The organism is Bacteroides propionicigenes (genome assembly GCF_018390535.1).
In the GTDB taxonomy this organism is placed as follows: Bacteria; Bacteroidota; Bacteroidia; order Bacteroidales; family Bacteroidaceae; genus Bacteroides; species Bacteroides propionicigenes.
In genome coordinates, this window is sequence record NZ_JAHBBW010000003.1 from 237,576 (window position 1) to 256,389 (window position 18,814).

The following is an 18,814-nucleotide window of genomic DNA, read 5'->3' on the forward strand; positions in this document are numbered from 1 at the left end:
AATGCCTGTCTTTAAACAATATACCGACAGCTCTTGCAGGTGGGGCATTTGGAAAACCGATGAGACGTTGGAAGAACTGTTTGCCTTGCTTCCCCATAGAGAAAAATATGAGGCGGATATTCGGGTATTTACGGCTGAGTCCCGTAAATTGGAGCGGCTGGCCGTCCGTGTATTGCTGTATGTGATGCTTGGTGAAGAGAAAGAGATAGGTTACCATCCCAATGGAAAACCGTATTTGGCGGACAGCTCTTTCTCTATCAGCATTTCGCATACCAAGGGCTATGTTGCCGTTTTGTTGGGCAGGCCGGAGAAAGAAGTGGGTATCGATATCGAATTTTATGGCGAGCGGGTACGTAAGGTAGCGCATAAATTCATGCGGGAAGATGAACGGATTTCTTTGTTCGGAGATACGGAAACATGGTCGTTGCTGCTCCATTGGTCTGCCAAGGAAACCATGTTTAAGTGTATGAATGCTTCCGATGTGGATTTTCGGGAGCATTTGCATGTGCTGCCGTTTACAGTCAGCGAACAAGGAGTATTCTCCGCCGAGGAATATCGTACGGCGGAGAAACGGAATTTTCAGATTCACTACTGCTTGTTTCCGGATTTTGTTCTAACGTTGAGCCTGTAATTCCTACAGCCGTTCCAGTTGTACGGTAAAGTGGCGCATTAGCGGGGCTTCCCATGCAATGCGTACTCCTCTTGTGATAGTCTCACGCTTGTCATATACATTCTTGAGTGCGGCGGCTATTACATTCATATGATTGTCGGTGTACACGCGGCGTGGAATGGCAAGGCGGAGCAAATCAAGTCCGTTGAAGCGGTTCTCGCGGGTAACGGGGTCACGGTCGGCAAGCAAATAACCTATTTCACATCCTCGTATGCCGGCTTCCAGATACAGCTCTACGGTCAATGTCTGTGCCGGGAATTCTTCTTTGGGTACGTGTGTCAGTACTTTGGGGGCGTCTACAAAGATTGCATGTCCTCCGGCAGGACGCTGGTAAGGTATTTCATACTCATCCAGTTTCTTTGCCAGATATTCTACTTGGCGGATGCGGGTTTCAAGATGGTCGAACTCGGTGTTTTCATCCAAGCCGATGGCAAGCGCATTCATGTCGCGGCCGTTCATGCCGCCATAAGTAAGGTAGCCCTCGAACTGCACGCAGAATCCTTTGGCCCCTTCGTACCAGTCCTGTCGGCGGGTTGCGATAAATCCGCCCATATTGACGATGCCGTCTTTCTTGGCGCTCATGGTCATGCCGTCTGCAAGGGCAAACATTTCTTTGGTGATTTCCTTAATGCTCTTGTCCTTGTAACCTTCCTCGCGGGTTTTGATGAAATAAGCGTTTTCGGCAAAGCGGGCAGAGTCAAAAAGGACAGGCTTGTCGTACTTGTCGGCAATGCTTCGGACTTCACGAAGGTTCTGCATGGAAACGGGTTGTCCTCCGGCTGTGTTGTTGGTGATGGTGACAATGACGAACGGTATGCGGTCACTATGTTCCTGCAATGCTTTTTCCAATTTGGCAGGGTCTACATTCCCTTTGAAGGGGATTTCCAGTTGTGTTTGTTTGGCTTCGTCTATCGTGCAGTCCAGCGCTATTGCTTTCCGGCTTTCGATGTGTCCTTTGGTTGTGTCGAAATGGGAGTTTCCCGGTACTATGTCCCCCTCATGCACCAGATAGGAGAACAATACATTTTCGGCGGCACGCCCCTGATGGGTAGGGATGACGTATTCAAATCCGGTGAGACGGGTGATAACCTCTTTCAGGTTGAAGAAAGAAGAAGCGCCTGCGTAACTTTCGTCCCCAAGCATTATGCCTGCCCATTGCCGGTCGCTCATGGCTCCTGTTCCCGAGTCGGTGATGAGGTCGATATAGACTTGTTCTGATTTCAGCTGAAAAACGTTGTAATGAGCCTCTTTCAACCACTGTTCACGTTCTTGGCGGGTACTTTTGCGGATAGGTTCCACCATTTTAATTTTCCATGATTCAGCAAATGGTAATTCCATAGATTCTTAATTTTTATAAGTTCGACAATAGGTCAACGGAAGAATCCGTTTGTTGTGTTTTTATGTGCCGAATATAATGATTTTGCGGGTGATAGGCAATCTTTTTCTGACTTTTTGTAAACAAATGTCCGGACGAATCACTTCGGCCGGACATCATTTAAATAAACTTGGCAGAGTTTATTCTCTTTTACTTTCTTTGAAAGAGTTTTGATGAATGAAATGATTGGATGAATTATCCGGTTCATTAGACTCAACGCTTTTTCCTCGAAAGCAATGATAAAACAGTGCATGGCAGGTCTTCTGACTTGTTTCTGTTGCAAACAGCCTTCCCGGAATATGCTTCCAGTGGCATGGAGAGAGTTTATAGCCTGCAACATTATGTGAAACTTACAGCAGCGGGACTGTCCAGGATTTGCACCTGATTCCCTTTTAATTGCCTCCTTTGAAAGAAAGGAGGCAAACCAATGCATCGCAAAGATAATGAAAAAAGTGACATACAAGAATGAATGGAGAGAATTATTTCTCCTTTGCCAGCGTGAACACAAATTCCAGTCCACCCCCCTGATTGTTCTTGGCGGAGATTGTTCCACCGTGGATAATGACGGCGTTTTTCACGATGGCAAGTCCCAAGCCTGTGCCGCCCAGTTTGCGTGAGCGTCCTTTGTCTACGCGGTAGAAGCGTTCGAACAGGCGGTTCAGGTGCTCCGGCGAAACACCCACTCCGGTATCCGCAAAACTGAAATAATAGAAATTCTCGTCTTCGCGGAAGCAGTTGATGTTGATGTGGATATTCGTTCCGGCATAAGCTATGGCGTTATCCATGAGATTGCGGAATATGGAGTAGAGCAATGAATAGTTGCCTTTTAGCTGTATCTTGGGTTGCAGGCTGTTGATGACGGTAATATGTTTTTCTTCCAATTCCAGCGACACTTCATTGACTATATTGGTGACGAGCATACTGATGTCCACCTTTTCCATATCAATCATGTTGGCGGCTTCATCCATGCGCGTCAGTACGGAAATATCCCGCAGCAGGCGGCTGAGGCGATTGCTTTGGGCATAGCACCGTTCGAGGAAGGTCTGCATCTTTTCATGCGAGATATTCTCGTTGTTGACGATAGTTTCCAGATACCCCTGAATGCTGCTTACGGGAGTCTTCAGTTCGTGGGCGATGTTCTGCGTGAGTTGCCGTTTCAGGCGTATCTGTTCTTCTTCCAGCGTGATGTCATTGATGGAGATTTCAAAACTCAAGTCTTGGAAGATGATGCATTCTACAATGAATATGCGTCCGTTCTTATTGATATTGATGGACAGCCGTTTTTCTTCTTTATCCGAGGGCCGTTTTTGCGCCTTGCTGATGAAGTCGGTTATCTTTTGGAACTCACAGATGGAGAATATCTCTTCTGTGGTCTGCAGGTTAGAGTCGGAAATGAGGTTGCCGTATTGGGTGAAAAGGTTGTTGACAAGAATTTCCTTCTTGTCTTTGGTGAACACTCCCAGTCCTTCGCGAGAGGTTTGCAGGTGGGTGATGAGCTTTTCACGTTCGATGTACAGCGCTTCTTTTGTTTCGCGCAGACGTCTGTATATCTGTATGATGTGCTGGGAAATCTCGCCAAGTTCGTTGTGCGGAAAGGCGGATTGTATATCGGTTTCCACAGGTTCGTTCTTGTCGGCGCGCTTGGCAAATTCGCGCAGGTGGTTGATTGCCGTACCAAGTTTGGATGTAAACTTGTAGAAGACGAATATCAGCAATAAGGTTACAATGGCTGTAAACCAAAGGTAATGCGGGTCGGCGGCAAGACTGTTTATCAGGTTTACGTTGTAGGGCAGCGCCGAGCGGATTATATAATCTGGGTAGAGGGTTGCCGAATAGAAATAAGGGATGCCGGTTGTTTCGGAAGTACGTCTTAAATCATACCCTTTCCCGTCTTTTAGCGCCTTTTGAATTTCCTGACGATTGATGTGGTTGCTGAACGCTTCTTGGAACGTTTCATTATAGCTGTCATAAAGCACGTCTCCGTGCAAATTTATGATGGTGACACGCAGATTCTTGTGCGAGCCTTTGGTGATGTATTTATCCAAAGCGGCACTCCACAGGCTGTCGGGAGTACTCCTCAATTCCTGTTGCAGGCGTTCGTTGTAGTCTTGCAGCTGTGTGTCAAGCAACTCCACTTTATACTCTTTCTCCCGTTGGTATTGATAAGCAATAAAGCAGCCCGCAAAAACAAGAAACAATGAAATCACCGAAAGAAACAACTTCCGGCTGAACGACAGGAAATGCCCGTCATTATTCGGCTTCAAAGCAATAACCATATCCTAAACGAGTTACAATACATTTGCCATATATTCCTATTTTCTTGCGCAGACGGGTGATGTTTACGTCTATGGTGCGGTCCAGTACATATACTTCGTCGCTCCAGATGCGGCTTAATATGTCCTCACGCGAGAATACGCGTCCTTTGTTTTGCAGTAACAGGAGCAATATCTCGAACTCTTTCTTGGTGAGGGGCGCTTCTTCACCGTCTATGCTTACTTTCTTTTTGATGATGTCGAGCACTAATGACTTGTAGACGATTTGTTCCGGTGCGTGTTCCGTTTCTCCTTGCCGGGTGCGGCGTAGCACTGCTTTGACGCGTGCGGCTACTTCGCGCAGGGAAAACGGTTTGGAGATATAATCATCCGCTCCCAGATTGAATCCCGTTACCGTATCGTTTTCAGTGTCTTTGGCGGTGATGAAGATGATGGGCACTTGGGCGGTTTTTTTCTCCTTCTTCAGCATACTTGCCATTTTGAATCCGGAGATTTCTCCCATCATCACATCCAGCAGCAACAGGTTGTAAGCACTGATGTCCATTTTCAAGGCTTCTTCGGCAGAATTCGCAGTATCTACCTCGTAACCTTCGTTTTCGAGATTGAACTTTAAGATTTCGCATAAATCTTCTTCGTCGTCTACTACTAAAATCCGGTATTCGTTCATTGTACTTCTTTATTAATGTAATGAGAGACTGCAACGCCTCTTTATTACAAAGTTAAACTTTATTTCTTTTCTTCGACAAAATTGGGGCATTTTTGTTACGATAGAGTGAAACAAGTGTTACATTGTGATTACAAAATTCCGGTGGCAATAGGTTGTGTGCTTTTTTAGGCACGGATGACGCGGATTTCACTGTTCTCTTTTAGGCTTATCCGTACCAAATGACTTTTTCAAGCGTGTCAAATGACTTTTTCAAGCGTATCAAACAAGTTTTTCAAGTATATCAAACGGGATTATTATCATAACAAAATGCATTATCTGTTTTGTTAAAACGCATTATCTGTTTCGTTAGGATACATCATCTGTCCTGTCATTAGCTTCGCTCAAAACACTTTAAACAGAGCAACCTTACCCTTAAATAAAGTGGACAATTCCAAACGAGTAACAGTTTTCTTATCCCATTAGCATATAAATAGAGATTTATATGCTAAATTTGTGTGGTTTTAATGGGAATGACTGTATGAAAGAACTTATGAGCATGATGAGGTGGAAGCAATCCAAATGGCGTATGTCATTAGCGGTGGCTGTGTTGGCGATTGTAGTTATCGGTTCAATTTGGTTGAATGTTGCTCCTTTTCGCTCCGGTTTTGAGATAACGGATGAATTGGGAGGAAATATATTCCCTTCCAGTATTTTGTCTGTTGCAACAACGGATGCTCAGGTCATTGTTCCGGTCGACTCGATGTTTGTCGGAAACCCCAAGTCTTGCATCGCAGTGAAGGTACGCTCTGCAAAAGCGTATAGCAGGGTGAGGGTGGAGGTTGCGGAAACGCCTTTCTTCTCCCGTTCCGTTTCGGAGTTCGTATTGGCGAAGCCGCGTACCGAATATATTATTTACCCCGATATTATCTGGAACTATGAAGCGTTGAAAAACAATAATCAGGCGGAGCCGATAAGTGTTGCCATTACGGTGGAAATGAATGGAAAGGAACTGGGGCAGCGGGTACGTACGTTTTCGGTGCGCAGCATCAACGAGTGTTTGTTGGGGTATGTCACGGGAGGTACAAAATTCCATGATACCGGAATCTTCTTTGCGGCATATGTAAATGAGGAAAATCCTATGATAGACCAATTATTGCGTGAAGCCCTGAATACCCGTATAGTGAACCGATTTTTGGGCTATCAGGGCAGCCCCGAAGCTGTGGATAACCAAGTGTATGCCTTGTGGAATGTTTTGCAGAAACGTAAATTCCGTTATAGTTCCGTTTCCAATACGAGCCTCTCCAGCAATGTGGTCTTTTCCCAGCGGGTGCGTACGTTCGACGATGCTTTGGAGTCATCACAAATAAATTGTGTGGACGGAAGCGTCTTGTTTGCTTCTTTGCTTCGTGCCATTAATATAGAGCCGATACTGGTGCGTACGCCCGGACATATGTTTGTGGGCTATTACACCGATGCGAGCCATAAGGACATGAAGTTCCTTGAGACTACCATGATTGGCGATGTGGACTTGGATGATTTCTTTCCCGACGAACAGCTGGACTCTACTATGGTGGGAAAGACGCAGAACCAGATGTCCCGCATCACTTTTGAGAAAAGTAAAGAATATGCAAGCAAGAAATATAGAGACAACGAAAAAGGCATTCATTCCGGCAGATTGAATTATATGTTTCTGGAAATATCCAAGGACGTAAGAAGAAAGATACAGCCTATTGGTAAATAATCAGGATAAACTAACCGTGTCGGAAACTCATTAGTTTATAGAATGTTAAATTAAATATCTTAAAATATTGATGCACATATTGTTTCATTGATTATCTTTGCATTCGAAAAAATAGAGTTAAAATATAATACGATATTGGAGACCTACAAAGTCTTCATTCATAGATGATGATTGGAACAGCCGGTTCGTGAGAATCGGTTGTTTTTTTGTTGCATTGTTTGCATATCAACGGTTGTAATGTTACTTTTGCAAGAAAGAAGTCATTTAGTCAATGAAGTATGGAACAAGGTAAGAAATTTATTTCTCCGGGAGCATGGTTCTCTATGGTTTATCCGGCAGACTGGAACGAATTTGAAGACGGGGAAGGCTCTTTCCTGTTTTATAATCCTAATGAGTGGACAGGCAATTTCCGTATATCGGCCTATAAAGGCAGTACGGCATACGGCAAGGAAGCCGTCAGACAGGAACTAAAGGAGAATGCTTCGGCTGCGCCTGTAAAGGTAGGGCACTTGGATTGTGCTTACAGCAAAGAAATGTTCGAGGAAGAAGGCGCGTACTATACCTCTCATCTTTGGATAGCAGGAATAGGCGATGTCGCTTTTGAATGTTCGTTTACGGTGCGCAAAGGAGAACCGGTGGCAGAGGCGGAGAGCGTCATAGCTTCATTGGAAGTCCGCACAGCCAACCGGAAATATCCGGCAGAGATAATCCCGGTACGCCTTTCGGAAATTTATCAAATAAACGAGGCGTACGAGTGGGTGAGCGCCACCGTGAAAGAACAATTGAAAAAAGACTTTCAGGGGCAGGAGGAAGATATAGCCAATATGCAGCAGATGATGGACAGCGGCAGCATCAGTGCCAAGAAAAAAGAGGCATGGTTGGCGTTGGGCATTACGCTTTGCGTCATTTTGGCTAATGAGATAGACGGTTTGGAGTGGCGTACGCTGGTCGACGGCAACCGTGAAGCTCCCGTTCTTGTGAATACGGCAAACGACATGATGATAGACCCGATGAAATTAGTATGGAGCAAAGTGAAAGCCGGAGAACCCTGCGACCTTGCGGAAATCTATAAGAATCTACTTTCATAAGTCCCTGTCCGCAGGACAGATTTCTCTCCGTATGGCAACTATTAACTTTCAACTATCAAAACATTGGCAGCAGTAAATTCAATCCTCCAAGTGGAAAACCTGACCAAGTCATTCGGTGACTTGGTGTTATTTGAAAATATATCTTTTGGACTGTCCGAAGGGCAGCGTGTAGGACTCATTGCCAAGAATGGCAGCGGAAAGTCCACATTACTCAATATCCTTTCGGGAAAGGAAGGCTATGACAGCGGTACAATCTCTTTCAGACGTGATATAAGGGTAGGTTATCTGGAACAAGACCCTCAATATCCGGAAGAACTGACCGTATTGGAAGCCTGTTTCCATCATGGCAACAGCACCGTGGAACTGATTAAAGAGTACGAGCGTTGCATGGAGACGGAAGGGCATCCCGGTTTGGACGAGATTCTGGTGCGTATGGACCATGAGAAAGCGTGGGAGTACGAGCAGAAAGCCAAACAAATCCTTTCACAACTCAAAATCCGTGATTTCAACCAGCAGGTGAAGTCCCTTTCAGGCGGACAACTGAAGCGCGTAGCGCTTGCCAATACACTTATCACCGAACCCGATATCCTGATATTGGATGAACCTACCAACCACTTGGACCTCGACATGACCGAGTGGCTGGAAGACTATCTGCGCCGTACCAACCTGACCCTGTTGATGGTGACGCACGACCGTTACTTCCTCGACCGCGTTTGTTCGGAGATTGTTGAAATAGACAACCGCCGGATATACCAGTACAAGGGCAATTATAGCTATTATCTGGAAAAACGCGAAGAACGTATCGAAGCCAAGACGGTGGAGATAGAACGCGCCAACAACCTGTATCGTACGGAGCTCGAATGGATGCGCCGTATGCCGCAGGCCAGAGGTCATAAGGCGCGCTATCGGGAAGATGCTTTTTATGAGTTGGAGAAAGTGGCCAAGCAACGTTTCAACAATGATAATGTAAAGCTGGATGTAAAGGCGTCTTACATCGGTAGCAAGATATTTGAAGCAGACCATCTTTATAAGTCATTCGGTGACTTGAAGATACTGGACGATTTCTCTTACATCTTTGCCCGTTATGAGAAGATGGGTATTGTAGGTAATAACGGTACGGGAAAGTCCACTTTCATCAAGATACTGATGGGACATGAACAAGCGGACAGCGGTACGCTGGATATAGGCGAAACCGTTCGCTTCGGTTACTATTCGCAGGACGGCTTGCAGTTTGACGAACAGATGAAGGTCATAGATGTGGTGCAGGACATTGCGGAAGTGATAGAACTGGGTAACGGCAAGCGCCTCACGGCATCGCAGTTCCTGCAACATTTCCTCTTTACACCCGAAACGCAGCATAGTTATGTCTATAAGCTGAGCGGTGGCGAGCGTCGTCGTCTCTATCTGTGTACGGTATTGATGCGCAATCCGAACTTCCTGGTGCTGGATGAGCCTACCAATGACCTTGACATTGTAACATTGAATGTACTGGAGGAATATTTGCAGAACTTCAAGGGCTGCGTCATTGTGGTGAGCCACGACCGCTACTTCATGGATAAGGTGGTAGACCACTTGCTGGTATTTAACGGTCAGGGAGATATTCGCGATTTCCCCGGCAACTATACTCAGTATCGCGACTGGAAAGACGTGAAAGCCACCCAAGAGAAAGAGAAGGAGAAAGAAGCTGCAAAGGCTCAGGAAGAGAAGACTGCGAAAGTTCGTTTGAATGAAAAGCGTCGTATGTCTTTTAAAGAAAAACGCGAATTTGAGCAACTCGAACAGGATATTGCAGCATTGGAAGCCGAAAAGCAGTCCATTGAAGATGCCTTGTGCAGTGGTACGCTGTCCGTAGATGAATTGACGGAGAAGTCGAAACGCCTGCCGGAATTGGCGGACTTAATTGATGAGAAGACAATGCGCTGGTTGGAATTAAGCGAAATAGAGTCGAACTGAAGTTCGGGAATAATAATTTAATGAAAGAATAAGAGGATGAGCAGGAGTGAAAATCTGACGAATTATCATAGTCACAGTCTGTATTGTGACGGACGTGCAGGCATGGAAGACTTCGTACGGTTTGCTTTGAGCGAGGGATTTACTTCGTATGGCTTTTCATCCCATGCCCCTTTGCCTTTTTCTACGGCATGGACGATGGAGTGGGATAGTATGGACGACTATTTGGCGGAATTTCATCGGATGAAAGAGAAATATGCCGGTAAGATAGAACTTTACCTCGGCTTGGAAATAGATTATCTGAATGAGGAGAGCAACCCCTCCGTTACCTGTTTTCGGGAACTGCCGTTGGACTACCGCATCGGGTCCGTACATATGTTGTATAATGATAAATCAGAGGTCGTTGATGTAGATGTTCCGGCTGATACCTTCAGGCATATAGTGGATGAACATTTCTGCGGTGACTTGGAGCAGGTTGTTCATCTGTATTACGGGCGGTTGAGACGTATGTTGGAGTTAGGCGGTTTTGATATAGTGGGACACGCGGACAAGATGCACTATAACGCTGCCTGTTACCGTCCCGGTCTGCTCGATGAACACTGGTATGATACACTCGTAAAAGAATACTTTGAGGATATTGCCGCACATGGCTATCAGGTGGAAATCAATACCAAGTCTTACCATGATTTGGGAACTTTCTATCCCAATGAACGCTATTTCCCGTTATTGCGTAACTTAGGTATTCGTGTTCAGGTCAATAGTGATTCTCATTATCCGGAACGGATAAATAGCGGCCGCCCGGAAGCATTACGGGCATTGAAGAAAGCCGGCTATAAAAACGTAATGGAAATATATGACGGTGTATGGCAGGAAATGCCGATAGTCTTATAAGCATAAATCGCCATTTCCTGCTTTGACACACTTTGTTTTATTTTTTCAACAAGAACTCATCAATTGCTTTCTTGTAAGTTGCCTTGTCGGCAGCTCCGCGGAACAACTGGGGTTCGCCTTGCATCGGGATAAAGACGAATAAAGGAATACTGGTGGCATTGAACAAGGCAGCCAGTTCTTTTTCCTTATCCACGTTGACTTTGTATATCACAATTTTCCCGGCATATTCTTTCGCCAGCTCTTTCATGATAGGAGCAGTCATTCGGCAGGGTCCGCACCAGTCGGCATATAAGTCGATGATGGCGGGTTTGTCACCTTTGTATTTCCACTCTTTGGTCTTCTCGTAGTCGAATATGTCCTTGATAAACATATCTTTATTCATTACGATTACGCTACCCTCTTGGGTGGTCTCTTGCGTTTCCGCCGGTTTTTGCTTGGCTCCATCGGTACAGGCATAAGTAAGTATGCTTGAGAAGATGAGAGCCGCCATAGTTATAATTTTCTTCATTTGTTCTAATTATGAGTTTTGTTCGATAATGGCTTTAAGCTCTTTACCGCTGATTACACCGGAATGACGCCATACAGCTTCACCTTTTCTGAACAAGATGAAAGTAGGAACCATTTGTATGCGATAGCTTGCAGCCAGTTCTTCATGCTGGTCTACATCTATTTTTGCGATACGTGCCCTTTCGCCGATTTCACTTTTCAACGCTTCCAATACCGGATGCATTGCTTTACAAGGACCGCACCATGTAGCAAAGAAGTCCACTAAAACAGGTTTTTCTGATTGTATTAATTCTTCAAACTTTTCCATAATCTTTGTTTTATAATAGTTTATGAGTATATAACAGATAAATGGAAGAATTGTTCACTAAGCATTATTCGCTAATCGTCAGTTCTTTGATGATGTGCGAAGCGCCGGCATATTTGTCTATGATGAACAAGGTGTAACGGATGTCCACACAAGCTGCACGTTGTGACGAGGGGCGGAAAGCGATATCACCGGTCAGGCCCTCGTAGTTGCGGTCGAATCCTGTACCTATCAGTTCGCCTTTGGCATTGAATACCGGGCTGCCGGAATTGCCACCTGTATTGTCTGTGTTTACGATGAAGCAGACGGGCATTTCTCCATTGGGCATGGCATATCGTCCGAAGTCCTTAGTCCGGTACAATTGCTTTAATTTGTCGGGAACTACGAATTCCCAATTGTCGGGATCTTCCTTCTCCATCGCTCCTTTCAGTGTGGTGTAATATCCATACTCCACACCGTCGACAGGCTTATACGGCAATACGCGTCCGTAGGTCAGGCGCAGGGTAGAGTTGGCATCGGGATAGATAGGCGTACCGGCTTCTTGTTTCATGTCCATCATGCCTTTTACCCATACCTTATGGGCGGCATTGTAGTTACGGTTGGCATCCATCATGGCAATGGTGGTTTGCAGCAGACCATCGGTGATAGAGTATTTGAACAGCGTCATCCAGTCATTGCCAACCTTGTACAGGCTGGGTTTGCGGATGAATTTGGCAAAGTTTTCCTTACTGCCGAAGATGGAATACTTGAAGCAAGCGTCGATGAAAGCATCACTGTCTCCCTTGAAACGCTTGTCGATAACTTTGAAAATACCGATACGTTGTTCGTCAGGGATATATTTCATGTAGGTTTGCAGCATTCTCTTGCCCACAATACGTTCCACTTCGGGGAAAGGGACAGAGGCGAAATACTTGTCGGCGGCAATTTGCAGGCTGTCTGCTGCAGCTTTTATTTTGGCTTTGTCCTTACTCTGCAATGCAGTGACCAGAGCCGTAGTACTCGGAATTTTCATAAAGTCAAGACCTGTAATCAGGGCTTCCTGAATGGCTTGCTGATGATAAAGAGCATTGCGGCGGTGTTTTACGATGCTGCGTATTTGTTCGAAGGCTTTTTGGTAAGAACTGTCGTTCAAGGCACGACCGCGTGCAAGGAGTTGTTCCTGTTGGGTGCGTTTGGTGTCCAGTACTTTCAAGCGGACAAGTCCTTCGTTCATGCCGATGGCGTTTTTCCAGTAATTGGCGGACGAGGCGTATTTACTTGCATAATGAATGCGTACGGCATCATCTTTCAGCATTTGTTCCATAAGGGCTTTCTGGCGGACATCGCGCACGTGGTGGCGCATAAAGTTAGTGGTTTGCATACGTTCTTCCACTTCGTCGGAAATCATATAGCGCCAGTTGCGTCCGGGAAATCCCATGACAAATGTAAAGTCACCTTCGCGGTAACCGGCAAGGCTGATAGTGAGGTGCTTCTTTACTTGCAAAGGTATATTGTCCTGACTGTAAGTTGCAGGCTGTCCGTTCTTGTCGGCATAGATGCGGAATAGGGAGAAGTCTCCTGTGTGGCGCGGCCACATCCAGTTGTCCGTATCGGCTCCGAACTTTCCGATAGAAGAGGGGGGCGCGCCTACCATGCGAATATCGCTGTAAGTGGTCTTGAGAAACAAGTAGTATTTGTTTCCGCCATAGAATGCTTTCAGTTCCGCTTTGCGGCCGGGCGTCAGCGTGATGCCTTGCTCGGAAAGGAAACGGTCGGCTACCATGGTAAGGTATTTGGGAGACAGATAATTCGTTCCGTTCGGGTCGGAATCTATCTGCAACTGTTCGTTGACGTAGTCCGTTACGTCCATTATTTCGTCGATGTAAGTAACAGTGAGGCCTTTACAAGGTAACTCCTCGCTACGTGACATCGCCCAGAAACCGTCCGTCAGATAGTCATGCTCCACGCTACTGTGCTGTTGGATGGCTCCGTAACCGCAGTGGTGATTGGTCAGTACCAGCCCTTCTGCAGAAATAACTTCGCCTGTGCAACCGCCTCCGAAGTGTACTACCGCATCTTTCAAGGCTATGCCGCCGGGATTGTATATTTCTTCGGCGGGAATCAGCAGACCGAGTTCCGTCATGGCGACCTCGTTCTGTTGTTTGAGGTCGGTCAGCATCCACATACCCTCGTCGGCATATGCCGAGAGGATACCGGATGCAAGGAATATTGCAAATATAATTCGTTTCATATCAATATGCGTTAGAATCACTCAACAATATTCATTTCTTTTATCAGATGTCCGCAGTCTCCCAGTTTTTCCAGAATGAAGAGTACGTAGCGGATGTCCAGCGCGATGCAACGTTGCAGGTTGTTATCGAAGTTGATGTCACCGCTCAGGGATTCCCAGTTACCGTCGAATGCGCAACCGATGAGCTGGCCTTCGCCGTTGATGACAGGGCTGCCGGAATTACCGCCGGTGATGTCGTTGGTGGTCAGGAAGCATACGGGCATTATGCCGTCTGCCATGGCATAGCGGCCGAAGTCTTTGTTGAGAATAAGTTCTTTCAGTTTGGCCGGTACTACGAACTCACGGTCTTCGGGGTTCTCCTTTTCGAGAATACCGTCTGTGGTTGTGTAGTAGTTGTAATGCACTGCGTCGCGCGGGCTGTATGACTTCACATTACCATAAGTCAGGCGAAGCGTGAAGTTAGCGTCCGGATAAGACGGTACGGGGAGTTTCATTTCTCCTAAACCGCGGATATATGCTTTGTGCAGCAGGTCAAGTCCGTCGCTCAGGGCGTTGTTCTCCAAGGCAACGGCTCTTATTTTCTCTACTTTCGAGCGTGAGTAGGCGGTAGCGGGGTCTTTCTCAATGACCTTTACCGTAGGCTTCTTCATGAACTTGTCGAAGTTTGTACGGTTGGAGAGAATAGAGTTGTCATATATATCATCTATATAAGCGTTATAGTCGCCTTTGTACTTGTCGCGGATAGTCAGGTAGAAGCCGGGCAGCTCTTCCGGTCTCAGCTTTTGGGCAAGGGCGGGTAAAATAGCTTTGGCTACGGCACGGTCTACTTCGTGGTCATAGTCTTTGTTGTGTATATCATTGAACACTTTTTCCAGTTGTGCTTTGCCGGCAGTGAGCAATGAATCGTTTTTCTCCTCCAATGCTGTTTTAATATTGTCCATAATCATGTACGGGCTGCCAAATTCAATGGCGCCGCTCAATGCTTCGTACAAGTAGTTGAGCTGACGGGTAACAGGCATTCTTTTGGCGATAACACCGTCTATTTTGTCTACTACGCCTTCATATTCAGGCTTGCCTTTGGCAAATTCGGCGAATTTCTTTTCCTGTTCCGCTTTGGCGCCCAGCACATCATTGTCTACGATTGCCTTGTTCATGCCGATAGAGTTCTTCCAGTAGTTACTGCTTCCGGCAAATTTGCTGGCATATTGGATGCGGGTTTTGTCACTGGCATTCATGTATTTGCGCAATACGTCAAGACGAACGCCACGCATATCAATCATTGCTTGGTTGTCGGCTTCCATGCGTTCTTTTACTTCCGACTGGGTAAGGTAACGGCTGGTTCTGCCGGGGAAGCCCATAATCATGGCGTAGTCATTCTCTTGCAGTCCTTTGATGGAAATCGGCAGGAATTTAGGAGTTTGCAAAGGCACGTTGTCTTTGGAGTATTCGGCAGGCTCTCCATTCTTGTCGGCATAGATACGGAACATGGAGAAATCGCCCGTATGGCGCGGCCACATCCAGTTGTCGGTTTCACCGCCGAACTTTCCTACCGAGGAGGGGGGAGCGGCTACCATGCGCACATCGCTATATACCTTATAATAGAACAGATAGAATTTATTTCCTGCATAGAAAGGCAGGGCTTTTACTTCAATGCCCGGCTTGCCTTTCAGATCGCTTTTTTCCAGTTCTTCTTTGGCAAGTTTGCTGAGGAACGGTGCGGTCAGTGCGTTGACTTCCGTTACTTCTCCGGATTTAATTTTTTCGTTTACGAGGTCGGTGATGTCCACAATGCGGTGCACAAAACGGAACTTCAATCCCGGAGTAGGCAATTCTTCGTTGCGGCTCTTTGCCCAGAAACCGTCTGTCAGGTAATCGTGTTCTACGGAGCTATGCTGCTGGATAGCGCCGTAACCGCAGTGGTGATTGGTAAGGATTAATCCTTCCGGCGAAATGATTTCGCCGGTACAACCGCCGCCGAATATGCCTACGGCATCTTTCAACGATACACCGTTCGGGTTATATAAGTCATCTGCTTCGAGCTTCAATCCTTGTTTCTTCATCATGTCGGTGGAATTCTGCTCTTTCATGAGTTGCAGTAACCACATTCCTTCGTCTGCGCGTACGGAGCAGACTGTCAGCACGGCAATAGCCGCAATCAAATACTTCGTTAATTTCATCCTTCTTAGTTTATTGTTAATGTACTATATTGTTTCATTTGAATTTTCCTTCCCGAATAGCTTCCATGATATTGGCAGGCGGACACTGATTCAGTAATTCCTGTTTCATAAAGTCCATGTAAGGGGCTGCATGCTTGAAGAATTTCCGGTAGCCGGCACATAGGTAGTTCAAGCCGGGCTCGCCGCTTGCAGTATGTGCAAAGCGGTTTTTGGGGCATTCGCCATTGCAGGCAAACAACCATTCGCATTCCCGGCATTGGGTAGGGAGTGATTTTTGTTTCATCAGTCCGAAGGCTTGCTGCTGTTCGCTGTACATCATCTCTACCAATGTTTTCTGGTAGATATTTCCCAATTTGTATTCCGGAAACACAAAGTGGTCGCAAGCATATACGTCACCGTTAAATTCCATTACGCCGGCATGTCCGCAGGTTTTTGCCATGGAGCATACTCCCGGTTGCTCGCCTACCCAGTTGGCAAGGGTGGAGTCGAACAGTTGGATGTAGTAAGTGCCCACATCTTGCTTCACCCATTCGTCAAACAGGGTGCAGAGGAAGTTTCCCCATTGTTCCGGGGTGACGGAGAAATCAGCCAGTTCCGTTGCTTTTTCTTTGTCTGCCAATGATGCCAAATGACGTCCGTCCTGATGAGGCGTAATTCGCTCTACAATAGGAGCGAACTGGATATAGCGGGAACCAATCTCTTTGAAGAAGTTATAGAATTCGAGAGGATAGTCGGCATTAAAGTCATTCACTACCGCCATTGCATTCCATTCCACTCCATGTTTCTTCAGTAGGTTGATGCCTTGCATTACTTTGACAAAAGACGGTTTTCCGAGCTTGTTCTTGCGGTACTCATCGTGGAACTCCTGCGGGCCGTCGATGGAAACACCCACCAACCAGTTGTTCTCTTTGAAGAACTCGCACCATTCGTCGGTGAGCATTGTCCCGTTGGTCTGTATGCAGTTGTCTATTGTCCGGCCGTTGGCATATTTCTTCTGCAGTTCCATGGCTTTTTTATAGAAAGCCAACGGACGCATCAGGGTTTCTCCGCCATGCCAAGTGAACAACACCTGTGGCATTGTTTGCGAATTGATATATTCTTCAATGAACTTTTCCAGCAACTCATCACTCATCACGTGTTTGGGATTGTTCACGTACAGTTTGGACTTCTCCAGATAGTAACAATAATCACATGCAAGGTTGCATACGGCCCCTACGGGTTTGAGCATTACATAAAGAGGTTTGGCAAAAGGAGCATAGGTTGACATGTCTTTTTTCCGTTTTTTTATTATTTATAATTGTGCAAAAATACGTAAACCAAATGAAAATTCCTTTCTTTCTATCCGGTTTATAAGGAATATTAATACCTTTGCTGCGTGTAATTCATAAATCGTTTCCTGCATGATTAGAATGAGTGTAAACCGTATTTTGCCTCTTTTGCTTTTACTCGTGTTTTTCACTTCTTGTACCCGGAAGTATAAGGTGGAGGGTAGCTCCTCGGTCACAAGCCTCGACGGGAAAATGTTATTTCTTAAAACTCTTCGGGACGGTCAATGGGTAACTATTGATTCTGCAGAGGTTATTCACGGGCTTTTCTCCATGAAAGGCAGGGTTGACTCTGTGATGATGGTTACTCTTTATATGGACAATGAGGGGATTATGCCGCTTGTGCTGGAAGACGGTAGGATAGAAGTTTCCATCTCAAATACGCAACTGACGGCTAAAGGCACATTTCTCAACAACCAGTTGTATGAGTTTATAGAAAAACGGAACGCACTGGAATTGCAGATAGAGGAACTTGACCGTAAGGAGGCGCGTATGGTGCTGGACGGAGCCAATCTGGAAGATGTCCATAGGGAGTTGGAGCAGGAGGGGGAGAATCTTGTGAAGGAAATGAACAGTTATGTAAAGCAGTTCATCATTGACAATTATGAAAATGTCTTGGGTCCGAGTGTATTTATGATGATGTGCAGTACATTGCCGTATCCTATCATGACCCCGCAGATAGAGGATGTTATGCGAACCGCTCCGTTAACGTTCAAGCAGAATAAGTTGGTAAAGGATTTCCTTTCAAAAGCAAAAGAAAATATGCAGTTGATTGAGGAACATCAGCGTGTCAAGCAAAACGCTTCGGCTGACACTCCCCGTCAGTAAACTGTAACCTGTGTGTGGACTGGGAACCTTAACGGTCTTGGTCTTCGTTTTTAATCATTCCTTTAAATTTCTCCGGAAGACTGCTTTCTACGGCTGCGTATGCTTCAGCCATAGCTGCTTTGATATTTTCCGCGCCTTGCCCTTTGGGGGCAATCGGTTCATGGATGGTCAGTATCATGCGGTGGCGGCGTATCCACTTGCCGGTACGTGGAAGTATCTCGAACGAACCGTCAATGGTAACGGGAACTACCGCCAATTGAAGTTCGTCCGCCAATTGGAAAGCTCCTCTCTTGAAATATCCCATATGCCCGGTGAATGTGCGCGCCCCTTCGGGGAATACCACTAATGATACTCCATTTTTAAGCGATGATTCTGCTTGCTTCATAGTTGCCAATACTTTTCGAGGGCTGGAACGGTCTACAAAGATATGTCCGGCGCTTTCGCAAGCCTTGCCGACAAATGGAATCTTACGAAGGCTTTTCTTCATCATCCACTTGAAGTTTCTTCCCAGAAAACCGTAAATCAGGAAAATATCGAAAGAACCCTGATGATTGGGGACAAACACGTAGGAAGTACGCTTATGGAGTTTCTCCCGTCCGTTTATTTTTACCGGAATAAGCAGAAGATAACAAATCAGTTGTGACCATATTTTACCGGGATAATACCCCCAAATATGGGCGCCGCCCAGCAGTGAACCGATAATTGTGACTAATGCGGTGAGGATAGTCAACACCAATAATATAGGCAGTGCAAAGCAAACTTGATAAATATTATAGAGTATCTTCATGGTTTTTGGGTTTTATTGCCAC

General features: G+C 46.0%; 15 protein-coding genes and 1 riboswitch. Of the genes, 6 read left to right on the top strand and 9 right to left on the bottom strand.

Annotated elements, in window-relative coordinates; translation table 11 throughout:
• The first annotated feature begins 1 nt into the window (after position 1).
• Entirely contained in the window at positions 2–631 is a 630-nt protein-coding gene (locus KG118_RS06285) for a 4'-phosphopantetheinyl transferase family protein (protein ID WP_117711480.1), read from the top strand.
• Between the two features lie 3 nt (positions 632–634).
• Here KG118_RS06285 and KG118_RS06290 read toward each other — a convergent pair whose 3' ends face one another.
• The 3 genes from KG118_RS06290 to KG118_RS06300 all read right to left on the bottom strand — a co-directional run bounded on the left by KG118_RS06290 (position 635) and on the right by KG118_RS06300 (position 4,985).
• The gene (locus tag KG118_RS06290; RefSeq protein WP_117711410.1) at positions 635–2,008 is read right to left on the bottom strand and encodes a tryptophanase; all 1,374 of its coding nucleotides are present in this window, start codon (positions 2,006–2,008) and stop codon (positions 635–637) included.
• Positions 2,009–2,281: 273 nt separating this feature from the next.
• A riboswitch (cobalamin riboswitch) is annotated at positions 2,282–2,490 on the bottom strand.
• A 34-nt stretch (positions 2,491–2,524) separates the two neighbouring features.
• Positions 2,525–4,321, bottom strand: coding sequence for a sensor histidine kinase (locus KG118_RS06295; protein WP_117711411.1), 1,797 nt, complete (start codon positions 4,319–4,321; stop codon positions 2,525–2,527).
• On the bottom strand, positions 4,296–4,985 hold the full coding sequence (locus KG118_RS06300; protein WP_117711412.1) for a response regulator transcription factor: 690 nt from the start codon (positions 4,983–4,985) through the stop codon (positions 4,296–4,298). Before KG118_RS06300 ends, KG118_RS06295 begins: the two co-directional genes overlap by 26 nt.
• Positions 4,986–5,502: 517 nt before the next feature.
• Here KG118_RS06300 and KG118_RS06305 point away from each other — a divergent pair.
• The 4 genes from KG118_RS06305 (at position 5,503) to KG118_RS06320 (ending at position 10,634) form a co-directional block, all read left to right on the top strand.
• A complete protein-coding gene (locus KG118_RS06305) occupies positions 5,503–6,705 on the top strand; it encodes a hypothetical protein (RefSeq protein ID WP_117711413.1) in 1,203 nt (400 codons plus the stop codon).
• 278 nt (positions 6,706–6,983) lie between these two features.
• Positions 6,984–7,793: a DUF3805 domain-containing protein gene (locus KG118_RS06310; protein WP_117711414.1), complete on the top strand. Its 810-nt coding sequence runs from the start codon at positions 6,984–6,986 to the stop codon at positions 7,791–7,793.
• A 63-nt stretch (positions 7,794–7,856) separates the two neighbouring features.
• Positions 7,857–9,746 (top strand): ABC-F family ATP-binding cassette domain-containing protein, encoded by a 1,890-nt coding sequence (locus tag KG118_RS06315; RefSeq protein ID WP_117711415.1) that lies wholly within the window; start codon positions 7,857–7,859, stop codon positions 9,744–9,746.
• A gap of 36 nt (positions 9,747–9,782) precedes the next feature.
• Complete coding sequence (locus tag KG118_RS06320) at positions 9,783–10,634, top strand: histidinol-phosphatase (protein WP_117711416.1); 852 nt, start codon at positions 9,783–9,785, stop codon at positions 10,632–10,634.
• 37 nt (positions 10,635–10,671) lie between these two features.
• On the opposite strand, the gene KG118_RS06325 is transcribed toward KG118_RS06320, so the two are convergent.
• The 5 genes from KG118_RS06325 to KG118_RS06345 all read right to left on the bottom strand — a co-directional run bounded on the left by KG118_RS06325 (position 10,672) and on the right by KG118_RS06345 (position 17,119).
• Positions 10,672–11,142, bottom strand: a complete 471-nt coding sequence (locus KG118_RS06325; protein WP_117711417.1) for a thioredoxin family protein — start codon at positions 11,140–11,142, stop codon at positions 10,672–10,674.
• Positions 11,143–11,151: 9 nt separating this feature from the next.
• Positions 11,152–11,448 carry a thioredoxin gene (gene trxA / locus KG118_RS06330; RefSeq protein ID WP_117711418.1) on the bottom strand — a complete coding sequence of 99 codons (297 nt, stop codon included), beginning with the start codon at positions 11,446–11,448 and terminating at the stop codon, positions 11,152–11,154.
• Positions 11,449–11,512: 64 nt separating this feature from the next.
• On the bottom strand, positions 11,513–13,675 hold the full coding sequence (locus KG118_RS06335; RefSeq protein ID WP_117711419.1) for a S46 family peptidase: 2,163 nt from the start codon (positions 13,673–13,675) through the stop codon (positions 11,513–11,515).
• A gap of 17 nt (positions 13,676–13,692) precedes the next feature.
• On the bottom strand, positions 13,693–15,852 hold the full coding sequence (locus tag KG118_RS06340) for a S46 family peptidase (RefSeq protein WP_117711420.1): 2,160 nt from the start codon (positions 15,850–15,852) through the stop codon (positions 13,693–13,695).
• A 34-nt stretch (positions 15,853–15,886) separates the two neighbouring features.
• A complete protein-coding gene (locus KG118_RS06345) occupies positions 15,887–17,119 on the bottom strand; it encodes an anaerobic sulfatase-maturation protein (protein ID WP_117711421.1) in 1,233 nt (410 codons plus the stop codon).
• A 133-nt stretch (positions 17,120–17,252) separates the two neighbouring features.
• Here KG118_RS06345 and KG118_RS06350 point away from each other — a divergent pair, with 133 nt between their 5' ends.
• On the top strand, positions 17,253–18,005 hold the full coding sequence (locus KG118_RS06350) for a DUF4369 domain-containing protein (protein ID WP_117711422.1): 753 nt from the start codon (positions 17,253–17,255) through the stop codon (positions 18,003–18,005).
• Positions 18,006–18,033: 28 nt separating this feature from the next.
• On the opposite strand, the gene KG118_RS06355 is transcribed toward KG118_RS06350, so the two are convergent.
• Positions 18,034–18,792: a lysophospholipid acyltransferase family protein gene (locus tag KG118_RS06355; RefSeq protein ID WP_117711423.1), complete on the bottom strand. Its 759-nt coding sequence runs from the start codon at positions 18,790–18,792 to the stop codon at positions 18,034–18,036.
• Between the last annotated feature and the right edge of the window lie 22 nt (positions 18,793–18,814).

Bases quoted from the DNA above. Each gene is read 5' to 3' on its own strand.
- KG118_RS06285 (WP_117711480.1), top strand. From the start codon at position 2: ATGCCTGTCTTTAAACAATATACCGACAGCTCTTGCAGGTGGGGCATT.
- KG118_RS06290 (WP_117711410.1), bottom strand. From the start codon at position 2,008: ATGGAATTACCATTTGCTGAATCATGGAAAATTAAAATGGTGGAACCT.
- KG118_RS06295 (WP_117711411.1), bottom strand. From the start codon at position 4,321: ATGGTTATTGCTTTGAAGCCGAATAATGACGGGCATTTCCTGTCGTTC.
- KG118_RS06300 (WP_117711412.1), bottom strand. From the start codon at position 4,985: ATGAACGAATACCGGATTTTAGTAGTAGACGACGAAGAAGATTTATGC.
- KG118_RS06305 (WP_117711413.1), top strand. From the start codon at position 5,503: ATGAAAGAACTTATGAGCATGATGAGGTGGAAGCAATCCAAATGGCGT.
- KG118_RS06310 (WP_117711414.1), top strand. From the start codon at position 6,984: ATGGAACAAGGTAAGAAATTTATTTCTCCGGGAGCATGGTTCTCTATG.
- KG118_RS06320 (WP_117711416.1), top strand. From the start codon at position 9,783: ATGAGCAGGAGTGAAAATCTGACGAATTATCATAGTCACAGTCTGTAT.
- KG118_RS06325 (WP_117711417.1), bottom strand. From the start codon at position 11,142: ATGAAGAAAATTATAACTATGGCGGCTCTCATCTTCTCAAGCATACTT.
- trxA (WP_117711418.1), bottom strand. From the start codon at position 11,448: ATGGAAAAGTTTGAAGAATTAATACAATCAGAAAAACCTGTTTTAGTG.
- KG118_RS06335 (WP_117711419.1), bottom strand. From the start codon at position 13,675: ATGAAACGAATTATATTTGCAATATTCCTTGCATCCGGTATCCTCTCG.
- KG118_RS06340 (WP_117711420.1), bottom strand. From the start codon at position 15,852: ATGAAATTAACGAAGTATTTGATTGCGGCTATTGCCGTGCTGACAGTC.
- KG118_RS06345 (WP_117711421.1), bottom strand. From the start codon at position 17,119: ATGTCAACCTATGCTCCTTTTGCCAAACCTCTTTATGTAATGCTCAAA.
- KG118_RS06350 (WP_117711422.1), top strand. From the start codon at position 17,253: ATGATTAGAATGAGTGTAAACCGTATTTTGCCTCTTTTGCTTTTACTC.
- KG118_RS06355 (WP_117711423.1), bottom strand. From the start codon at position 18,792: ATGAAGATACTCTATAATATTTATCAAGTTTGCTTTGCACTGCCTATA.